This is a genomic window from Chitinophaga japonensis (assembly GCF_007830125.1).
In the GTDB taxonomy this organism is placed as follows: Bacteria; Bacteroidota; Bacteroidia; order Chitinophagales; family Chitinophagaceae; genus Chitinophaga; species Chitinophaga japonensis.
Map to the genome: position 1 here is coordinate 124,742 of NZ_VLLG01000003.1, position 20,342 is coordinate 145,083.

General features: G+C 52.9%; 11 protein-coding genes. 6 read left to right on the forward strand and 5 right to left on the reverse strand.

What is annotated here, in order from left to right; translation table 11 throughout:
* Nucleotides 1-217: 217 nt before the first annotated feature.
* The 4 genes from LX66_RS09545 to LX66_RS09560 form a co-directional block, all read right to left on the reverse strand.
* Nucleotides 218-568, reverse strand: coding sequence for a glycoside hydrolase family protein (locus LX66_RS09545; protein ID WP_145712369.1), 351 nt, complete (start codon nt 566-568; stop codon nt 218-220).
* Nucleotides 569-1,704: 1,136 nt separating this feature from the next.
* A complete protein-coding gene (locus LX66_RS09550) occupies nt 1,705-3,729 on the reverse strand; it encodes a beta-L-arabinofuranosidase domain-containing protein (protein WP_145712372.1) in 2,025 nt (674 codons plus the stop codon).
* A 48-nt stretch (nt 3,730-3,777) separates the two neighbouring features.
* Complete coding sequence (locus LX66_RS09555; RefSeq protein WP_145712375.1) at nt 3,778-5,370, reverse strand: RagB/SusD family nutrient uptake outer membrane protein; 1,593 nt, start codon at nt 5,368-5,370, stop codon at nt 3,778-3,780.
* Nucleotides 5,371-5,470: 100 nt separating this feature from the next.
* Nucleotides 5,471-8,515, reverse strand: a complete 3,045-nt coding sequence (locus tag LX66_RS09560) for a SusC/RagA family TonB-linked outer membrane protein (protein WP_145712377.1) — start codon at nt 8,513-8,515, stop codon at nt 5,471-5,473.
* Nucleotides 8,516-8,711: 196 nt separating this feature from the next.
* On the opposite strand from LX66_RS09560, the gene LX66_RS09565 reads away from it, so the two are divergent.
* Together LX66_RS09565 and LX66_RS09570 are read left to right on the forward strand one after the other, a co-directional pair.
* Complete coding sequence (locus LX66_RS09565; RefSeq protein WP_145712378.1) at nt 8,712-11,870, forward strand: ligand-binding sensor domain-containing protein; 3,159 nt, start codon at nt 8,712-8,714, stop codon at nt 11,868-11,870.
* 4 nt (nt 11,871-11,874) lie between these two features.
* A complete protein-coding gene (locus LX66_RS09570) occupies nt 11,875-12,654 on the forward strand; it encodes a response regulator transcription factor (protein ID WP_145712381.1) in 780 nt (259 codons plus the stop codon).
* A 16-nt stretch (nt 12,655-12,670) separates the two neighbouring features.
* Here LX66_RS09570 and LX66_RS09575 read toward each other — a convergent pair whose 3' ends face one another.
* Complete coding sequence (locus tag LX66_RS09575) at nt 12,671-13,864, reverse strand: winged helix-turn-helix domain-containing protein (protein WP_145712383.1); 1,194 nt, start codon at nt 13,862-13,864, stop codon at nt 12,671-12,673.
* 273 nt (nt 13,865-14,137) lie between these two features.
* Between LX66_RS09575 and LX66_RS09580 the strand changes: the two genes are divergently transcribed.
* The 4 genes from LX66_RS09580 to LX66_RS09595 all read left to right on the forward strand — a co-directional run bounded on the left by LX66_RS09580 (nt 14,138) and on the right by LX66_RS09595 (nt 20,315).
* The gene (locus LX66_RS09580; RefSeq protein ID WP_145712386.1) at nt 14,138-14,494 is read left to right on the forward strand and encodes a hypothetical protein; all 357 of its coding nucleotides are present in this window, start codon (nt 14,138-14,140) and stop codon (nt 14,492-14,494) included.
* 121 nt (nt 14,495-14,615) lie between these two features.
* The gene (locus LX66_RS09585) at nt 14,616-15,698 is read left to right on the forward strand and encodes an efflux RND transporter periplasmic adaptor subunit (RefSeq protein WP_145712388.1); all 1,083 of its coding nucleotides are present in this window, start codon (nt 14,616-14,618) and stop codon (nt 15,696-15,698) included.
* 26 nt (nt 15,699-15,724) lie between these two features.
* Nucleotides 15,725-18,889, forward strand: a complete 3,165-nt coding sequence (locus tag LX66_RS09590; protein WP_145712391.1) for an efflux RND transporter permease subunit — start codon at nt 15,725-15,727, stop codon at nt 18,887-18,889.
* Nucleotides 18,882-20,315 (forward strand): TolC family protein, encoded by a 1,434-nt coding sequence (locus LX66_RS09595; protein WP_145712393.1) that lies wholly within the window; start codon nt 18,882-18,884, stop codon nt 20,313-20,315. Before LX66_RS09590 ends, LX66_RS09595 begins: the two co-directional genes overlap by 8 nt.
* Nucleotides 20,316-20,342: the final 27 nt, after the last annotated feature.

Here is a 20,342-nt window from a genome sequence, read left to right on the forward strand (position 1 = left end):
ATACGGATGCTACTTACGATATTTACTTCGCTTTCACTTGTACTTTTATAGAACACCTGCCCCACCTTAACTAATGCTTCAATAAGGCACGATTTGTAATATGCTTTATAGTTTCCGCATTTCCCCAGGGAAACGGCGTAAGTATTTTCTGCCCCCTTCCTCCCAACTGCTTCATTATAAAATGATGACTATAAAAGTTGTTAGCGTTCTCTGCAAGTTATTTTAGCTGAATAGAAACCGGTTCATCACGATCACAGACTATTTCTCCATTAACATATTTCAGTTCGGCTAATTGTATCACACTTCGTTTATTATCAAATGAATTCCATGGCGCCGGCGCATGCTTTTTTCTTCTTGGATGAGTGAAATGAAATATATACGCTTTTCCCTTATTCACCACTACGTCAAAATGCCCACCCATGACCTCGTCATCTTTTCCTTTGCCTGGCTTTTCTAATATTCTTGTTGATTGTTTTTCCCAACTCAATAATTTTGTTTGCGGAATATTTTCTTCAAAATTGACATAAATGGTGATAATATCCAGCAAATGTTCAGGTAACGTGAACATTATCGAAGGGTGTACAACTAGTACTCCCAAAGCTTTTGAGTAACTGGGGGTAACTTACAATAAAGCCTTTTAAGTTAAACTGTCTGCCATAATGGGCAACGTTGGTTCAAAGGATCGAATGGAGAAATTCAAGGAGACTGTATCCTGTTTCAAATTATATAAATATCAACGGTTGATAAATTTGTCATTTGAACGTAAATGTTTTTCTTTTATTGCAGTGAGATTTTCCCTTTTTTGGTGTATTGATTTGATTCGGAATATTTACGGATATTACTGTAATCTCTGTTACTCATTTGTTACTTTTGTTTATTAGAATTGTTGTAAAAATTTGATTTATAGTTGAATGTAACTATTATCTAATTTCTGTATCGGGAAGTAACTCTATCAACCATCTCCAACTCACAGGACTATACTTATTTCGGGAAGCAAGGTAAAAGCCATTGAAAAAGCCCCCGCATTAACGGGGGCTTTCGTATGATAAAACCTCGGGGTTTTATCCTTTACTGCATTTGCTCTTATCGCAGCCTGCCGGCGCACAAGGCCTGGGACAAGGTTTTGGACAAGGTTTGCAACAGGTATTTTCCGTACAAGCGGGTTTCCTGCCTTTGTTTTTATCCTTGGGTTCGCCGTTTGCGAATGCTACGGAACCGCCCAGCAACATGATTGCTGCAGCCAATAAGAATGCCTTTTTCATATTATTGATTTAAATGAAAGTAAAATTGATTTCAAAAGAATGGCTGATATGTGTCAGCACGCGTCCGGAGGCTTCCAGGTAGTAGCGCAAAAGATGAAAAGGTAAGAAGAGGAATATAGTGTGTATTCCTTTTTAACGTCTATTGGGCATTTGCCTGGAAGCACAGCGCCGGGCAGCGTCATAACATAACAAAGCGGGCAGTTTAAATAGCAATCGCGCTGGCTTTCTTCAGTGTTATCTTTTTTTTCCTGCCTGGGTTTTTGGCACGTACTGCCGCATGGTGTTTTCGCTGCGCATGGCGATGCTTCTTCAGAGGCAGGCATACAATATGCCGGCAAAGCTACCAGTTCTGCTATGTAGGTAAGCAGGCAGAGGAACAATATAGCGGCTTTAATCTTCACGCAGGATCTTTACCAGGTAAATATAAAATAAATAATGCAGATCACCGCCTGTCCACCACCGGGAACTGTGATATTCTCAGATTCGTACAACCATAGGGCACCAGCATGATCTCTTCTTCTTCGTCTGCGGACTCCAGCATGTACGTCATACTATAGGGCAGCGGCCCTGCCATTTCATTGTACAGTTGCCAGGAAGGGATACGCCTGGCTTTTGCCCGGATGCTGATCGGCGCGTTCTCCAGGTTCCAGGGGTATTGGCTCACCGTGTCGCGTTGCTCCACTTTATATTGCGCTTCCATCTGGTCGCGGCCGGTTTCGATAAGTCCGTAATTCCAGGGGGTAGTGGGGCGGACTTCATAAAACTCCTCACCACCATATGAGCCGGGAGGATTTGGATTTTTCACCAGCTTCATTTCCTCGCCGATCTTCAGTCCATAGGTAAGCGGGCCCCGCTCAATGGAAATGGATCGCTCGTGCCAGGTATTCGTGAAGATGTGCATCGGCAAGGTGAGCGCTACTACGTCGCCGGATTTCCAATCCCGTTCTATCTTCACAACCTGGTTGCCTTCCGCCTGTTTCCAGGCTTCGCCGTTGATGCGGATGGATGCATTTTTACACCAGGCAGGTATCCTCAGGTGAAAGGGGAAACGCGCTTTGCCGGCCATGGTGAGCGTGAACCGGATGTCCTCACGGAAAGGATAATTGGTTTCCTCTTTGAAAGTCACACTTACGCCGTTGGCTACCGTGGCCTTCACTTCGCTGGGAGCGTACACCAGTGCGGCCAGGCCGCTATCGGCTGTAGCGTACCAGAGATTTTGCGTGAATTTTGGCCAGCCCTGGTGCATGTTGGATGTGCAGCAGGGGTAACCGGTGAGCAGGCCATAACACAGATCGGTGCCGGCATGGTTGGTGTGAAAGTTCCGCATCTTGTTGGTAGCCATCACCTGGTTGGCCTGCTGGAAATACTGGCGGTGCATAAAATCATCCGTGGCCTGCGCGGGCAATGCATTGAAGGCGATCTTCTCCAGGTGGTCCGCAAAGCTTACCTGGCCGGTGATCTCCAGCATGCTTTCCAGCGAGAACATCATTTCTACCGCCGAGCAAAACTCCGAGCCCTGGGTAGGATTGTTACCGTGAAGGTCTTCATCGCCGCCATACAGCCCGTGCGCCATGCCATTGAACTTACGAAGGTCTGCGAAGCCGATCCTCACGGCATCCAGGTACTTTTGTTCCGGGTGGCGCTGGTAGTAGATAACCGGTTCCTTGATGCCTTGTGCCAGGTTCACGCAGTGGATGCTTCCCGGGGTGGCTAACATATCCCTTTCCAGGAATGCGGTGGTATAATCGAAGGTCTGCTGATGGATCAGCTCTCCCAGCTCCAGCAGAAAAGCGTCACCGGTAATATTATACAGCCAGTACACCATCATCAGGTTATCGCCACCCCGGTATCTTGCCCAGAAGCTCCAGTGATCCAGCGGTTTGGAGGGCAGCGCTTTCAGTTGATAACGGAAGTAATTCGTCATCAGTTGAATAACCCGTTGATCGCCGGTGGCGGAATAGTATTGTTTGAGGGCTTTCAGCATTACCATCTTCGGCCACCAGTCGCGGCTGTGATCACGCTGCAAGCCCGGCTCGGGGCCATAATCTTTTGACGGGCCGAAGTAGCCGTCCGGTTGCTGGCTTTTGATCGTCCATTCTATCCAGGGCTGGATTTTGGCGATAAGCTCCTTATCATCCAGGATATACGCGAGTGGCAGCAAGCCGTCGATCCAGTAGGGGCCGCGTTCCCATTGGTCGCCATCGCCGCCCCGCCATCCGTTGCGCTCACCCATTACCTCGGAATATAGCTTGTCCAGGTTGCCGGTGGCCCCGCTTTTCTGCCGCAACAGCATTTCCTGCAGCCATCCCCTGGCCCTGATAGCGCCGAGGGGTAATTCCCTGTAAGGATTCTGCCGCAAAGACGCGCGGCTTTCGATCGTTGTACCGGTTCCTTTCTTTTTCTCCTGTGCCGCTGTTTGTAACACGAATCCTGCGCAAACAACGGACAGCATCAATAGTGATCTCATATTTTCTATTTTGGTATGAACATTCCTTAATTTACTTCAAATTACCTGTTACTGAAGGTTAGGATTGGAGTTAACGGCGGCCTGGGGGATCATGAATACCGTCCGGTCGTTGCCCTGCGGTTGATGCGAGAGCCAGCTCTTTTTGGTGAACACCCCGAAGCGTATGTTATCCCTGCGGCGCTGCGCTTCCCAGGCAAATTCCCATCCCAGTTCATCCATGAACCCGCCGTAGGGCACCACATCGGTATTACCCGGGTCCACTATTGCATAATCTTCCACATAGCCATATTGGTAACGGGTATCGGCCAGCAGCGAGGCGCCGGTAACGGTAGCTTTGCCCGGGTCACTGAAGCTGCGCCTGCGAACATCGGATACGATCTGCGCCGCGCCTCCGGCATCGCCGGCACGCAGCAGGCATTCGGCTTTCATCATCAGCACCTGTGCATAGCGGAAAAAGGGAAAATCGTTGCTGAGATCAAAACGGGCGCCCACTTTAACCTCGAACTTGTTCTGCCGGTAGCCTTCGGACTCGCCGGTAAACAGTCCATCGGGCAGATCTTTGGTGAACACGAGGTTTTGCCCCGCTTTATCATAGGAGCCCTTCAGCGGGGTTACCCCGTCTATTGCAAACTGTTGGCCCATCAGCCAGGTGTTGGCCAGGCGCTTGTCATCGGGATCATAGGTATCAATGAACTGGGATACGCCCATCGCGGAGCCGGACCCCCAGGGTGTTACCTGCATCGCGCGTTTGTCGCGGAGCGCCGCATGCCAGGAGAACATGTCCACAAAAAATCCGCCCCCGCGGTTTTCATCGAAAGGAATAGCAAATACGATCTCCCGCGAAGCCTCATTCTGCGTAATGAACACATCGTGGTAATCCGCTTCCAGGGAGTACTGATTGGAGCCGATGATGTCATTGCATTCACGGAGACAGTCGCTCCATTTCGCTTCCCCCGTATACACTTCGGCATTGAGGTAAATATTGGCGAGCAGCGCTTTGGCCGCCCATTTGTTGAAGCGCCCGTGCATCGGGCTGCCTGTTTCCCCGCTCAGGTCAGGCATGGCGGCCGTCAGCTCGGCTACGGTAAAGTCGTATAGCTGCTTTCGTGTGGCCTTCTCCGGCAGATCAGTAGCCGTAGTGGTCACCAGCGGCGCATCACCAAAGTTGTCGCAGATCAGCCAGTAGAAAAAAGCCCTGGCGGCGCGCATTTCCGCTATCAGCGATGCCTGGGTTTCGCCAGCGGATATGGGCACCCTGCCGGACTCCAGTTGGGCGATCACCCGGTTGGCATTGGTCACGCCGCGGTACAGCGCGTTCCACATATTAAGCAGTTGCGGGTTTTCCGAATTCCAGGTATGCAGGTGCATCCTTTTGTAAATGCCGCCGTCATCCCACCCGGAAGGGTTGGCCGGCATTACCAGCTCATCCGAAGTGGTTTCCTGTACCATGTAGAAATTGGTATGGCCAAACAGGCTCCTCATATTGGCGTATACGATACCCATGGCAGCGGTAGCGCTTTCGTAGGTGTAGCTCTGTTCGGTTACATCGGAGTACACGATCTCGTCGAGATCATTGTTACAGGCGCCCAGCATGGCCGGGGCAATGGTGAGCGCCAGGATATATTGCTTTATGCGTTTCATCCGTTAGTATTTTAATTTTTTTATAGTCGGATGGAACCTCGCATTTACATGACCTTGTGTTAGGAGATGTATTATGCCCGGTTTCATGATCAGTTTTCAATTATAAGGTGAAGGAAGCACCCAATGTATAGGTGGTGGTGGCGGGATAGCGGTTCCTGTCGTCCAGCCCCGGTGTAAGACCGGTAACGCCTGTCTCGGGATCTATCCCGGAATATTTTGTAAAAGTGATGAGATTGGAACCGGATGCGTATACCCGCAGCGCCTTTATCGGTGTGTTCTTCAGCGGGATGTTATAACCTATTGTTACGTTGTCTATTTTCCAGTAATCGCCCTGCTCAATGTAGTAGCTCACGTAGTTGAGCGACTGATCATCTGCCAGCGGGCGTTTGCCATAAATGTTATCGTAGGCGGACCGGAGCAGGTTGCCGCGGGTGAGCATCACCGGCGCTGCGTAGAACATGCGGGGCGTGTTCAGTACCTGGAATCCGAAAGCGCCGCGCATGGTCACGTTCAGGTCCAGGTTTTTGTAGCTGATGCTGTTGTTGAAATTCAGGTAATGTTTGGGCAGGCCGTTACCGAGTACCTGCTTGTCATCTGCCTGCTGGTCGGCAATTGGTTTGGGATGGCCGTCCTTGCCCTCGATGATCCAGTAGCCCTGGTCATCAATATCAATGGATTTGAAGCCCCAGAAATTCCCGATCGGCTGCCCGATCTGGATGCGGGCAATCGGCTGCTGGATGGGCTCTTCCGTGGTGCCCGCGTCAAAATAACCGGCGGCAAGCTGGAAATTCCTGTCGGATAGCGAGAGCAGTTTGTTCCGGTTGGTGGAGTAGTTCACAGCCGTATTCCATTTCAGGTCTTCCTGATCGATTGCTGCAATGTTCACCTGGAATTCGATGCCTTTGTTTTCCATGGAAGCCGCGTTCGCGCGGATGGTATTGTACAGGTAGGGGGGCGTGGGTACGGAATAATCCATCAACAGGTCGCGGGTCACGCGCCGGTAAAGGTCCAGTGAGCCGGTCACGCGGTTGTTCCACAAACCAAAATCCACCCCGATGTTCGTTTCTTCCTTCTTCTCCCAGCGCAGGTCGGGGTTGGCATTGGTTGCCGGGTTGATCACCTGCACCCATTGCCCGTTAATGAGCGTGTAGGTATCGAAGTTGAGGCGGTTCAGCGACATGTAAGGATCGGTCGGTTCCGTGCCGGTGATGCCGAAGCCACCGCGCAGCTTCAGCGCGCTGAGCACCCTGGAGCCTTCCAGGAAGTTTTCGTTCCGGATGTTCCAGCCTGCGGAGATCGCGGGAAAGTTACCATACTTGTTGTTCCGGCCGAATTTGGAAGAGCCTTCCCGGCGGATACTGGCCATCAGCAGGTATTTATTCCGGAAGCTGTAGTTCAGGCGGAAGAAGTAGCCCACCAGCTTGTTCCGGCTCTGGTAGGAGTTTTGGGGCGCCTCGCCACGCGCCAGCGCCAGGCCGGCGCCAATGTTGTTGTAGGAAAAATCATCCGTGGGGAAGTCCCAGTTCTGCATCCAGTAGTCCTGGTAGCTGGTTTCCCGCCAGCTATAACCGGCCAGCGCGGTGAAGTCGTGATCACGGATCGTATGCTGATAATTGGCTGTCAGCTCCAGCAGGTTCTCTTCCGAGCGGGTGGTGCCGCGGGAAGCATAGCCGTTCCTGCCATCGCGCAGGGTGGAGTAGTGGCGTTTGCTTTCATAGTAGCCGCGCACGCTGTTGTACAGGTCGCGCGACCCGAGCAGCTTCAGCTCAAGGCCCTCGATGGGAGCATACGTGATGGTGCCCAGTGTCCTGAAATTGGTGTGCTGGTGCTTGCCCTCGGTTTCCATCAGCAGGGATACCGGGTTGGCATAGGCTGTTTTGTCCGTATGCTCTGTCCAGTTGCCGTTTGCGTCTTTCACCGGGTCGGTGGGATTATAGGTCAGGCCGTTGCGATACACATCGCCGCGATAGCTGCTACCGTCCGTGCCGGCAAAGAAGGTCTGCTGGTAGCCGCCCAGGTTGGCATTGAGGCGCAGCTTGCCGTTGAACATGCGGTGGGTCACTTCCAGGCGTGGATACAGCATATTGTTGTCTGACCGCAGGATCAGGCCCTGCATATTGCGGTAGTTCAGGTTGACGATATAGCTGGTTTGCTGCGATCCGCCGCGGAGGCTGATATTATGTACGTGGGAAACGGGCGTACGGGTGATCTCATCCATCCAGTCGGTACTGGCGCCGTAGTCGAAAGCGCCGGGCTTCCCCTGGGCCACCAGTTCACGGTATTCCGCGGCATTCATGAAGTCCAGCCTTCTCCTGATCCGCTGCGTGGTCACGTAGCTGTGCACATCTACGGTAGGGGGCATTGCTCCATTCACTTTCCTGGTGGTGATCAGGATAACGCCATTCGTGCCCCGGGTACCGTAAATGGCCGCTGCGGAGCCATCTTTCAGCACATCGATTGATTCGATGTCTTCCGGCGCAACTGTGGTAAGGGTGCCCGGCACCCCGTCTATCAATACCAGCGGAGCGGTGCCGGAGGTAAGCGTGGTGATGCCGCGAAAGTTGATCTGCGCCGTACCGGTAGGGTTTGCATCCGGGGTAATAACATTCAGGCCGGCCACTTTACCGCGTACCAGTTGGGCAGCGTCCTGCACGGCGCCTTTCACAAAATTTCCGGATTTAACGCTGGCAATAGCCGTGGTCACGCGTTCGCGCTTCTGGGTGCCATATCCTACTACCACCACGGCATTGAGGGAGGTTTCCGTAGCGGCCAGGCGTACATTTACAGTGGTCCTGCTGCCTGCTGCCACCTCTTGCGGCGTATAGCCGATATAGCTGAAAATGAGCGTGGACGAGCCGCCCGGCATACTGATACTGTACCTGCCCGCCGCATCGGTGGCGGTGCCTTCGCTTTCGCCTTTCACCCGCACGCTTACGCCGGGCAACGGTACGCCGGATTCATCTGTGACTGTTCCGGAAACTTTTACCTGCTGGTACCAGGGATGGGCGGCCATGCTCCCGGAAAGTACCGTGGAAGCCGGTTTGGCAGCGCTGTTCAGGTAGGGAATGGATACAATGGCCAGTTGGCAAAAGGTGGCGCCCACCATTTTGATCCAACACGGCCGGAAAGGGAAGCTTCTTTTCATAACGGTTAGCTATTAGGAGATATTTTGGTTGAATATTACATTTGGCAGATCTGCACCAGGCGGGTCAAATTAAAGCGATAAAAAAATCAGGGGATTAACACTGCGTATCAAAATTCTCTCAATTTGTATCACGGCTGCCCTGCGGTGGCGTTTTGCGGGTGTTTTCTCTATTTTTGGGAAGATCATTTACGGGGTAATGCGGTATTTTATTTTATATACGGTGCTGTTATTGTGCGCCGTTACGGCTAATGGCCAGCCCGTTTATTTCCGTCATTACCAGGTGGAGGACGGGCTGGCCAACAACACGGTGTTCTCGGCTTTCCAGGACGCCAGGGGCTTTATGTGGTTCGGCACCAAGGAAGGTCTCAACCGTTTTGACGGCGGCGCTTTCAGGACCTTCAACATGAAGCAGGATAACCAGCAGGATGCCAAGGAATTTGTATACAGTATCCGGGAGGGTATCCATCAGACCTTGTGGGTAGGCACCCGGAAAGGACTCTATGAATTTGATCCCCGCACGGAGATATTTTCATTACTCGACCCCACGCGGGACAGTGAGATACTCGATATTAAATCAGACGGTAAGGGAAAGATATGGTTCACATCAGATCTGCGGCTGTATTGTTATGATGAACGGAAGCATACCACGCGTCATTATGATCTTCGTATGGCGCAATCCCTCTGGATCACGGGCATCTGCATCAGTAAAGATCAAACGGTGTGGGCCTGCTCGGTGGATGGATATATCTTCCGGTATGATACTGCAAAAGATGTGTTCCATTGCGTGAATACGGCGGACGGGCAGCGGCTGTGGGAGGTGAACCGGATCTACTGTACACCATCCGGGCTGCTCCTCATCGGCACCATCCGTAGCCTGAGCTGCTATGATCCCATGAATGGCAGTTACCGCCCGCTGCTGGGGCTTCCTGTGCAGGAAAAGCCGGTGTATGTGCGCGACATCCTGCTGTTTGCTGCAAATGAATACTGGATCGCCACGGAATCGGGGATCTACATCGTTGACCTGGAAACCGGCCGCTTCATAAATATGCGGCAGCAGGACGCTAACCCTTACGCTATTTCAGACAATGCGGTTTACGCCCTTTGCAGGGACACAGAAGGCGGCATCTGGTGCGGCACTTATTTTGGCGGCGTAAATTATTATCACAGCCGTCACAGCTATTTCAGGAAGTACTTCCGCAATAGCAGCCCGCACAGCCTGAGCGGGAACGCCATTAGAGAGCTGTGCGCGGATGGGCGGGGCAACCTGTGGGTAGGTACGGAAGATGCCGGGCTGAATAAACTCGATCTCGCCAGCGGGGAGGTAACACGTTTCTCCGCACCCGGAACACTTTCTTCCACGAATATACATGCGCTGCTGATAGACGGAAACGAGCTGTGGGTGGGAACGTTCCAGCAGGGGCTGGATGTGCTGGACCTCCATACCGGCAGGCGTTTGCGGCACTATAATGCAGACCCGGCTGCCAATGGACTGCTATCGAACTTCATTATCTCCGCCTGCAGAACACGGGCCGGGGAAATACTGCTCGGTACGAGTTACGGTATCTATCGCTATCAACGCAGCACCGGGCGTTTTGTAATGGCCCGTGAATTCCCGGAGAACAGTTATGTGTTCTGCCTGTATGAAGACCGGGATGGCATTATCTGGGCCGGCACCATCGGTAAGGGACTGTATTACTACAATGCAAGGACGGGAGAGAAAGGCAATTTCGTTTATAATGCAGGTGACAGCAATAGCCTGGGCAGTAACAGCGTGTGCGGCATTTTCCAGGACAGCGACCAGCATCTCTGGATATCGACGGAAGGAGGCGGCGTATGTAAACTGAACAAAGACCGGCGCAGCTTCACCCGCTTTAACACCGCTTCCGGCCTGCCGAGCAATATGGTATACAAGGTGCTGGAGGATAAAAGCAAACGGCTCTGGATCAGCACATCACAGGGACTGGCGCGGTATGATCCGGCGCAGAACAGTTGGAAGGTCTACACCAGGTCGCATGGTCTGCTTACAGACCAGTTCAATTACAGCTCTGGTTACCGCGATTCCACCGGTACGCTGTATTTCGGCAGTGTAAAGGGATTGATCAGTTTTGATCCCGATCTCCTGGCGCCGGATAAAGCCAGTCCGCCCGTATACATCACCAGCTTCCAGGTCAATAACCAGGACCTCCCGATCAGCCGTTCCACGATGCCGTACTCGGTCTCCTTCATGGATACTGTTACGCTTGCATATGACCGGTCATCTTTCGCGATCGGCTTCGCCGCGCTCACCTATATTGCAGCGGATATGACGCAGTATGCTTACCGGCTGGACGGGCTGGACAAGGACTGGACCTACCTGCCGGCCAACCGCAAGGCGTATTTTACCGGGCTTGCTCCCGGCGATTATACGTTCCGGGTGAGAACGGCCGGTAATGACGGCAGTTGGCGGAACAGGGAGGAGACGCGCCTGCTGATCCGGATTGCCCCGCCCTGGTGGAGCAGTCCTTTTGCATATGCTGTATATGCCGGGTTGCTGCTTGTATTGATCTACGCGCTGGTGAGCGCCTACCACCGCCGCCAGAAAGAAAAGCACAAACGCAGGCTGGCGCTGTTTGAACAGGAAAAGGAGAAGGAGATCTACAAGGCCAAGATCGAATTCTTCACCAATGTGGCGCATGAGATCCGCACACCGCTGACATTGATCAAGGGACCGCTGGAAATGGTGATCGATGAGGTAGGGGAGCAGCCGGGGATCAAAAAAAGCCTGCAAAGCATTGAAAGAAATACAGAGCGGCTCGTGGCGCTGACGGACCAGTTGCTCGATTTCCGCAAAACGGAAAACCAGGGCTTTTCGCTCAGTTTCGTGAAGGCGCACGTGCCCTGGCTGGTACAGGAGAACTACCAGGCGTTTGCAACCGCTGCCCGGCAAAGGTCCCTGTCATACAACATTGAATTGCCGGAGAAAGGTTTCCACGCCTTCATTGATATCGAGGCCTTCCACAAGATCATGAGCAACCTGATCGGCAACGCCGTGAAATATGCCGCCCAACAAGTGGTGGTGCGGGTATTGCCTCCTTCCGGGGAGCCGGGTATGTTTCGCATAGAAGTGGGTAACGATGGAGCATTGATCCCCTGGACGCTGCGGGAAAAGATCTTCGAGCCTTTCTTCCGCATCCGCGCAACGGAACAACCCGGGTCTGGAATAGGTCTTTCACTGTCCCGCGCGCTCACGCAACTGCACAACGGCGTGCTGGAGCTACAGCAGGCAGACAGCAACATGAACATATTTGTACTTAGGTTGCCGGTACATCAAAACATTGAATTCAGGCTCAGCTCTGTAGAGAAAAAATCTTTTTAATGCCATGCGCCCGACACTCCTGATAGTAGACGACAATAAAGAGATCCTTGAATTTGTACAGGAAATCCTGGGAGCGGAATATGATGTTATACAGACAACGGATGCCCGGAAGGCCCTGGAGGTGCTGGCCACCGCTGCGGTGCAACTGGTGATCAGCGATGTGATGATGCCGGAAATGGACGGATTTGAATTTTGTAAAATGATCAAATCGAACCTTGAATATTGCCATATCCCGGTTATCCTGCTCACCGCAAAAAATACGCTGATGTCCAGGATCGAAGGGCTGGAGCTGGGTGCGGATGCGTATATCGATAAACCTTTCTCTCCCCGGCACCTGAAAGTGCAGGTGGCAAACCTGATCGCGAACCGGAATATGATCCGGGAATACTTTGCCCATTCGCCGCTGGCGCATATAAAAACGATGGCCGGCAGCAAGGCGGACGAGCTTTTCCTGGAACAGTTGAATGACATTATCCTGCAGCACCTCGACAACCTGCAACTGGATGGTGAATTTCTTGCGGAAGCGCTGAATATGAGCCGCTCTACGTTATACCGTAAAATAAAAGCGATCTCCAATCTTACTATTCATGAGCTGATCAACCTGGCCAGGCTGAAGAAGGCTGCGGAACTGCTGGCGGAGGGCACGTACAGGGTGTTTGAGGTATCCAATATTACGGGGTTCAGTTCGCCCAACCACTTCAACCGCATTTTCTTCCGGCAATTCGGTATGTCCCCCACCGGCTTTATGAAAAGGAACGGGCGGGGCGGCAATAGCGCTCACTGAAAGACAGGAGCCGTTGTCAAAGGCTGTTCTTTATCGCCTTGATATACTGTTTATTATTGGATTTTTTAATGTCGATCTCCCGGCACTGGTTGAATCCCGCAAACACTTTAAGGGCATCCACGGTCCTGGCGAGGGTGGGCTGGCTTAGCTTCACCGGCTCAAAGTGAAAATTGTGGACGATCAGTACCCTTTGTTTCCGGTCGGCCTTTGCATCCATCCTCGCAATAAAAGTATCGCCGGCCAGCACGGGCAATGAAAAGTACCCGTATTTCCGCTTAGCTGCCGGTACAAAACATTCTACCTGGTAATCGAAATCAAAAAAATCCCTTAACCGGTGCCGGAAAACATTTAACACATCGAAGGGGGACAGGATAAATACATCATCCGACAGTTGGATCTTTTTGTTCTTATAAGCAGGCAACATATAGAGCGGCGCGGTTTTCCGGTCTTCAATCGCCACCCGGCACACTTCGCCTTCGTCAGCAAGTTTTTCCAGCTCCTTCTTTACCAGGTTATCTTTTACGCGGCGGGCGCGCCAGGCCAGTTCCTTGGCATAGGCAATGCCAAGGGCCTGCAATTCCCGCCGGATCACGTGCCGGGCAAATGCTTCCGGTGTGGGCATGGTGGTATCGATATCACCCGGGATTAAATTAATGGGGAGGTCATATACCTTCTGAAAGTCCCTTGTGCGCGTGGCCATCAGCCTTCCATCCAGGTACAGGCGCTCCAGCGCCACTTTGGACGGCCGCCAGTCCCACCACCCTGAACCGGGCTCCTGGCGGTCATTATCAAAATCCTTTACCATCAGCGGCCCTTCGCGTGCAATCCTGTCCAGTACCTTGTTCATAAGATTGATCTCCGGGGGCGTCAGCGGTTTCCGGGCGGATAAAAAACCCTGCTTCACGGGCAGCGAGTAGCGGAAATTATGCATGGGAATATACCCCGAGTCGGAGGTCAGGAATTCAAATATCCTGCCGTCCGCCTGCAGCTCGTCCAGCCATTCCGGTTGATAGTCCGGCACCCGGGCCGCAATGGTATGGTGGTGCGCACGCTCTACAACATAATTCGTATCTACCTGGATAAAGCCCAGGTGGTCTATGAGCTTATAGACCGCTTCTATGCCCTTTCCGAACTGCGCGCGTTTGGATAATCCCGCGGCATGGAGGATGATCTTCCTGGCTTGTGACGGGGTGAGGATAAGTTGTTCCATTTCGTTATTTATACCTTAGGCCATTTAAATTACTAAAGAAAAGCCACCTTAAAAACACCTTAAATTCTGAAAACCGTTTGCACATTGCCGTCATTCCTGCTAATTTTACAAATCTTGCCACCAGGTGCAGCCCGGTAGTGACGCAGGTCGGCAAATGGCCAGGATGTATGATGGCTTTCCACGCAAGGGAAAGCTTTGTTTTTTCCGGTGTATTTTGGAAGGTAATTTATAACAGTACATGGTTAATAAACTTCAAATTATTTTTGAAGCCGGATGATGAGATTGTTTATCAGATATTTGCTGGCATGTTGTTTTTTGTTACTGGGCGGGTATGTGCTTACCTGCCATAACCGCATCTGCTCTGCTGTACGGAATGATAAGGCCCAGGTCCGCAAGACCGCTTCATCCACGGAGAAGTTCAGTGACAGCATGGCGGTGACGGAAAGCGAGGATGATGATGAATCGCCTTCCTCCAGGAAGTATGCAAAAACCGCCACTTACTGTGTTACCTTCTTTGAACAGGCCCCCGGGCGCATCTCCTGCGATGCTGAAAACCACCTCCCCTTTTGCGAGCATTTTTCCTATTCGGCCCCTTATAAGTTTATCATCCACCGGGTGATCCGGATTTGATATTACATCCCTTACAGGCAACGGACATTGCCTGACTTTTCCATCATTATTTATTGACCGTACCGCCAGTATAGCTTGCTGCTATAGCGGCCGGGTATGTTATGCACTTATTAAAAATACTATGCAAAGAATTCTCATGCTCATGGGCTTGTGTGCCTTGCTGTGCTATACAAGCTGCAAATCAACAGAAGAAGAAAAAGAAGCGCCCACCAAATTTCTTGTGACCAGCGCGGTGAAGATGGATACGGCCTACACCAGGGAATATGTGTGCCAGATCCGCTCCATCCGTAACATTGAACTAAGAGCCCAGGAAAAGGGCTACCTGCAGGGCATTTTCGTGGACGAAGGCCAGTTTGTAAAGGCCGGGCAATTGCTGTTCAAGATCATGCCCAGGATCTACGAGGCCGAAATGCAGAAAGCAGCGGCCGAGGCCAAAGCAGCCGAAATTGAGGCACAGAACACCAAAGCCCTGGCAGACCGCAATGTAGTGTCGCAGAACGAGCTGGCCCTGGCCAATGCCAAATATGAAAAGGCAAAGGCGGAGCTGGCCCTGGCTAAAGTGCACCTGGCATTCACGGAAATAAGAGCGCCCTTTGACGGTATCATAGACCGCCTGCACCTGAAGCTGGGCAGCCTGGTAGAAGAGGGCGACCTGCTGACCACCCTTTCAGACAACAGCCACATGTGGGTGTACTTCAATGTGTCAGAGCCCGAATACCTGAATTACAGATCCAGTGTGAAAGACCAGGGAAAGCTGCCGGTGCGCCTGCTGATGGCCAATAAACAGGTGTTCAAACAGCCCGGTGTGGTGGAAACCATTGAAGGCGAGTTTGATAACGAGACCGGGAATATCGCCTTCAGGGCCACTTTCCCTAACCCCGACAAACTGTTAAGGCATGGAGAAACCGGCAATATACTGATGGAAGTGCCGCTGAAAAACGCCATTGTGATCCCGCAGAAAGCCACGCTTGAGATCATGGACAAGAAATATGTTTTTGTAGTGGATAAAAATAACGAGGTGAAGCTGAGACCTATTACCATTGGCGCCGAAATGCCGGACCTGTATGTAGTGCAGGAAGGGCTGGCCGCAAATGAGAAGATATTGCTGGAAGGTTTGCGGAAAGTGAAAAATAATGACAAGATATCCTTTGACTACGAGGAGCCCAGGTCGGTAATCGCTCATTTAAAGTTACCAACGGAATAAAGTAAAGTCTCAAAAAAGCAGGAAACATGTTCAATATATTCATGAAACGGCCGGTCTTTGCGATAGTGATATCACTTGTCATTATTTTCATGGGCTTACTGGCCATTAATACCCTTCCCACCTCGCAGTTCCCGTCCATTGCCCCTCCCCGGGTAGAGGTAACGGTAGCTTATCCCGGCGCCAGCGCGGACGTGCTGGTGAAATCCGTGCTGATCCCCATGGAAAAGGCGGTGAACGGGGTGCCGGGTATGAAGTATATGACCTCCGACGCTACCAGCGCCGGTGAGGCCAATATACAGGTGGTTTTTGACCTGGGCACCGATCCCAACCAGGCAGTAGTAAACGTAAAGAACAGGATCGAGCAGGTAACGAACCGCCTGCCGGTGCTGGTGCAGCGCGAAGGTATCGTGGTGAACGTGCTGCAGCCCAATATGCTGATGTATGTGAATGTTTACAGCAAAGACCCCGGGGCCGACGAAAAGTTCCTTTACAACTATGCGAATGTTAACGTACTGAATGAGCTCCGGAGGGTGCCGGGCGTAGGTAAGGCGCAGATACTCGGCAGCCGGCAATACGCTATGCGCATCTGGCTGAAGCCCGACCGGATGCGGGCCTACAACGTATCCACGGATGAAGTAATGGAAGCGCTGGCCAACCAGAGCGTGATCGGCTCGCCCGGCAGGTTGGGCAGAAGTGACGGCAAGCGCTCGGAAGCGCTGGAATATGTGCTGACCTACCAGGGACGGTACAACCAGCCGGAGCAATATAAAGATGTGATCATCCGCGCCAGCGCTAATGGAGAAGTGCTGTACCTGAAAGATGTTGCAGATGTGGAGCTGGGCAGCGAATTCTATGATATTTATTCCAACCTGAATAACCATCCCTCCGCGGCCATCGTGCTGAAGCAAACCGTGGGCAGTAACGCCAGCGAGGTGATCAAAAGCATAAAGGCCAAGCTGCAGGAGCTGAAAACCTCCTTCCCCCCGGGAATGGACTATGAGATCAGCTACGACGTTTCCAGTTTCCTGGATGCCTCTATCGAGAAAGTGCTGCATACCCTGGGCGAAGCCTTTGTGCTGGTGGCCATCGTGGTATTCCTGTTCTTGGGCGACTGGCGCTCCACCCTCATCCCCACGCTGGCGGTACCGGTGTCCCTGGTGGGGGCTTTCTTCTGCATGCAGTTGTTCGGGCTCACCATCAACCTGATCACGCTGTTTGCGCTGGTGCTGGCTATCGGCATCGTGGTGGACAATGCGATCGTGGTGATTGAGGCCGTGCACGCCAAGATGGAGGAAACGCACCTCTCGCCCTACCAGGCCAGCAAGCAGGTGCTGCACGAGATCAGCGGCGCCATTGTGGCCATCACCTTTGTAATGGCGGCGGTATTTGTCCCGGTGGCGTTTATGTCCGGCCCCGTGGGCATCTTCTACCGGCAGTTCTCCATTACCATGGCTACCTCTATCGTGCTTTCCGGCCTGGTGGCGCTTACGCTCACGCCGGTGCTCTGCGCCATGATACTGAAGAATAACCATGGGAAGCCGCGGAAAAAATCACCGGTAGATAAATTCATTGCCTGGTTTAACAGGGGCTTTGAAAAGCTGACCGGGCGGTATACCCGCCTGCTGGAAAAGATCGTGAACCGGCAGGTGGTCACCTTCGGTATATTGCTGGCCTTCTGCTTCGGCATATTCGGATTGAGCAAGCAACTGCCCGCCGGCTTTATTCCCAGCGAGGACCAGGGCATGATCTACGCCATTATCCAGACGCCCCCGGGATCTACGCTGGAAAGGACCAATGACATCGCGCGGAAAGTGCAGGCCATTGCGGAGCATGTGGAAGGCATTCAATCCGTTTCCGCACTGGCCGGTTACGAGGTACTGACCGAAGGCCGCGGCTCCAATGCCGGTACTTGTTTGATCAACCTGAAAGACTGGTCCAGGCGCAAGCATAATGTGAATGAGATCATCCACGAGCTGGAAGAGGAGTGCCGGGATATACCGGGCGCCACCATCGAGTTCTTCGGGCCGCCGGCCGTGCCGGGTTATGGCGCTGCAGGCGGTTTCGCGCTGCGCCTGCTGGACAAGACCAATGGCGACGATTACAAGGAGCTGGAAAAGGTGAATGACGACTTCATGGAGGCGCTGCGCCAGCGCAAGGAGCTGAAAGGCCTGTTTACTTTCTTCAGCGCCAACTATCCCCAGTACGAGCTGCTGATAGACAACAAGGCGGCCATGCAGAAAGGGGTGTCCATCGGTAAAGCGCTGGACAACCTGTCTATCCTGATAGGCAGTACTTACGAGCAGGGTTTCATCCGCTTTGGTACCTTCTTCAAGGTATATGTGCAGGCCTCCCCGGAATACAGGCGGCTGCCCGACGACCTGATGAAGCTGTACGTAAAGAATGACCGTGATGAGATGGTGCCCTACTCCGCTTTCATGTCCATTAAAAAGAGCCATGGGCTGAATGAGATCACCCGCTACAATATGTACACCTCCTCTGCTATCCGGGGAGAGCCTGCGCCGGGATACAGCAGCGGTGAAGCGATCAGGGTGATACAGGAAGTGGCTGCAAAAACACTCCCGCACGGGTACGGCATTGACTGGGAAGGCCTGTCGAAAGATGAGGTAGGGCGTGGCAACGAAGCGCTCTATATCTTCCTCATCGTGCTGGCATTCGTATACCTGATCCTGGCCGCGCAGTACGAAAGCTTCTTCCTGCCGCTGGCCGTGATCCTGTCCCTGCCGGCCGGGGTTTTCGGGGCGTTTATGCTGATCAAGGCCATGGGCCTGGCCAATGATATTTATGCACAGGTGGGGCTGGTAATGCTGGTGGGCCTGCTGGGCAAGAACGCCGTGCTGATCGTGGAATTTGCCGCGCAGAAGCACCGCGAAGGCGCATCGGTGCTCAACGCCGCCATTGAAGGCGCAAAGACCCGTTTCCGCCCGATATTAATGACCTCCCTCGCCTTTATTGCCGGCCTGGTGCCGCTTGTGTTTGCCACCGGCCCCGGCGCCATTGGCAACCGTACCATCGGCTCCGCCTCTGCCGGCGGTATGTTGATCGGAACGGTCTTCGGGGTGATCGTTATTCCCGGCCTGTACTACATCTTCGGCAGCCTGGCGGCAAAACGCAAGCTCATCCGGGATGAAGACGAGAATCCGTTAACTGAAGAAATTGATCATCATGTTTAGAAACAAGATATATAGGTACATAGGAATAGCCGGTATCTCCCTGGCTTATGCGGCCTGCAAAATGCCTGCTTTAACAGGGAGAACGGAGAATAAAGCGGTGCCTGCGGGTTACAACGCCTCGCAGGACACCGTGAACACCGCCCAGGTAAAGTGGAAGGATTATTTCACCGATCCCTACCTGGCGGCGCTGATAGACACGGCGCTGAAGAACAACCAGGAGCTGAACATCACCCTGCAGGAAATCGAGATCGCCCGGAACGAGGTGAGGGCCCGGAAGGGGGAATATCTACCCTTTGTAGGCGTAAGAGCCGGGGCTGGCCTGGACAAGGTAGCCCGCTACACCAACATCGGCGCCCTGGAAGAGAATGTGGAGATTAAACCCGGCAAAGAAACGCCGGACCCATTGCCGGATTACCTGGCAGGCGCCTATGCTACCTGGGAGGTGGATATCTGGCATAAGCTGCACAATGCTAAAAAGGCGGCTGTCAGCAGGTACCTGTCCACCATAGAAGGAAAGAATTTCGTGGTCACCAACCTGGTGGCGGAGGTCGCCCGCTCCTATTATGAATTGCTGGCGCTGGACAACCAACTGGACATCGTAAAGCAGAACATCGGGATACAAAGCAATGCCCTGGAGATCGTAAAGCTGCAGAAAGAAGCTACCCGGGTGACCGAGCTGGCGGTGCGCAAGTTTGAAGCGGAGGTGCTCAGCACCCGGAGCCTGCAGTATGATATCCAGCAAAAGATCACGGAAACGGAGAACCGGATCAATTTCCTGCTGGGCCGGTATCCCCAGCCTATTCCGAGGAACCATGAGACCTTTGCTGACATGACGCCCGGGGTTATCCATGCCGGTATTCCCGCGCAACTGCTCGCCAACCGTCCTGACATTAAGCAGGCCGAGCTGGAGCTGGCGGCCGCCAAGCTGGATGTGAAAGTGGCCAGGGCCCGGTTCTATCCTTCCCTGGGCATTTCCGCGTCTATCGGTTACCAGGCGTTCAACCCGGCTTACCTGGTGGAAACGCCCCGGTCCTTGTTCTACTCCCTGGCCGGGGACCTGGTGGCGCCGCTGGTGAACAGGAACGCGATCAAAGCCGCTTACTACAGCGCCAATGCCGCGCAGATACAGGCGGTGTATAATTATGAGCGCACCATACTGAACGCCTACGTGGAAGTGGCCAATCAACTGGCCAGGATCAGCAACCTGGAAAACAGCTATGACCTGAAGGAAAAGCAGGTGCAGGCGCTGACGCAGTCCATCACCATTTCCAATGACCTTTTCAAATCCGCCCGGGCCGATTACATGGAAGTGCTGATGACCCAGCGGGATGCGCTGGAATCAAAGTTTGAGCTGGTGGAGACCAGGATGCAGCAGATGAACGCAGTGGTGAATATTTACCGGGCCTTGGGCGGCGGATGGAATTAGATTACAGACCTGACAGGTTTTTGAAAC

Bases quoted from the DNA above. Each gene is read 5' to 3' on its own strand.
- LX66_RS09580 (WP_145712386.1), top strand. From the start codon at position 14,138: ATGATGAGATTGTTTATCAGATATTTGCTGGCATGTTGTTTTTTGTTA.
- LX66_RS09570 (WP_145712381.1), top strand. From the start codon at position 11,875: ATGCGCCCGACACTCCTGATAGTAGACGACAATAAAGAGATCCTTGAA.
- LX66_RS09585 (WP_145712388.1), top strand. From the start codon at position 14,616: ATGCAAAGAATTCTCATGCTCATGGGCTTGTGTGCCTTGCTGTGCTAT.
- LX66_RS09560 (WP_145712377.1), bottom strand. From the start codon at position 8,515: ATGAAAAGAAGCTTCCCTTTCCGGCCGTGTTGGATCAAAATGGTGGGC.
- LX66_RS09590 (WP_145712391.1), top strand. From the start codon at position 15,725: ATGTTCAATATATTCATGAAACGGCCGGTCTTTGCGATAGTGATATCA.
- LX66_RS09565 (WP_145712378.1), top strand. From the start codon at position 8,712: ATGCGGTATTTTATTTTATATACGGTGCTGTTATTGTGCGCCGTTACG.
- LX66_RS09555 (WP_145712375.1), bottom strand. From the start codon at position 5,370: ATGAAACGCATAAAGCAATATATCCTGGCGCTCACCATTGCCCCGGCC.
- LX66_RS09550 (WP_145712372.1), bottom strand. From the start codon at position 3,729: ATGAGATCACTATTGATGCTGTCCGTTGTTTGCGCAGGATTCGTGTTA.
- LX66_RS09545 (WP_145712369.1), bottom strand. From the start codon at position 568: ATGTTCACGTTACCTGAACATTTGCTGGATATTATCACCATTTATGTC.
- LX66_RS09575 (WP_145712383.1), bottom strand. From the start codon at position 13,864: ATGGAACAACTTATCCTCACCCCGTCACAAGCCAGGAAGATCATCCTC.
- LX66_RS09595 (WP_145712393.1), top strand. From the start codon at position 18,882: ATGTTTAGAAACAAGATATATAGGTACATAGGAATAGCCGGTATCTCC.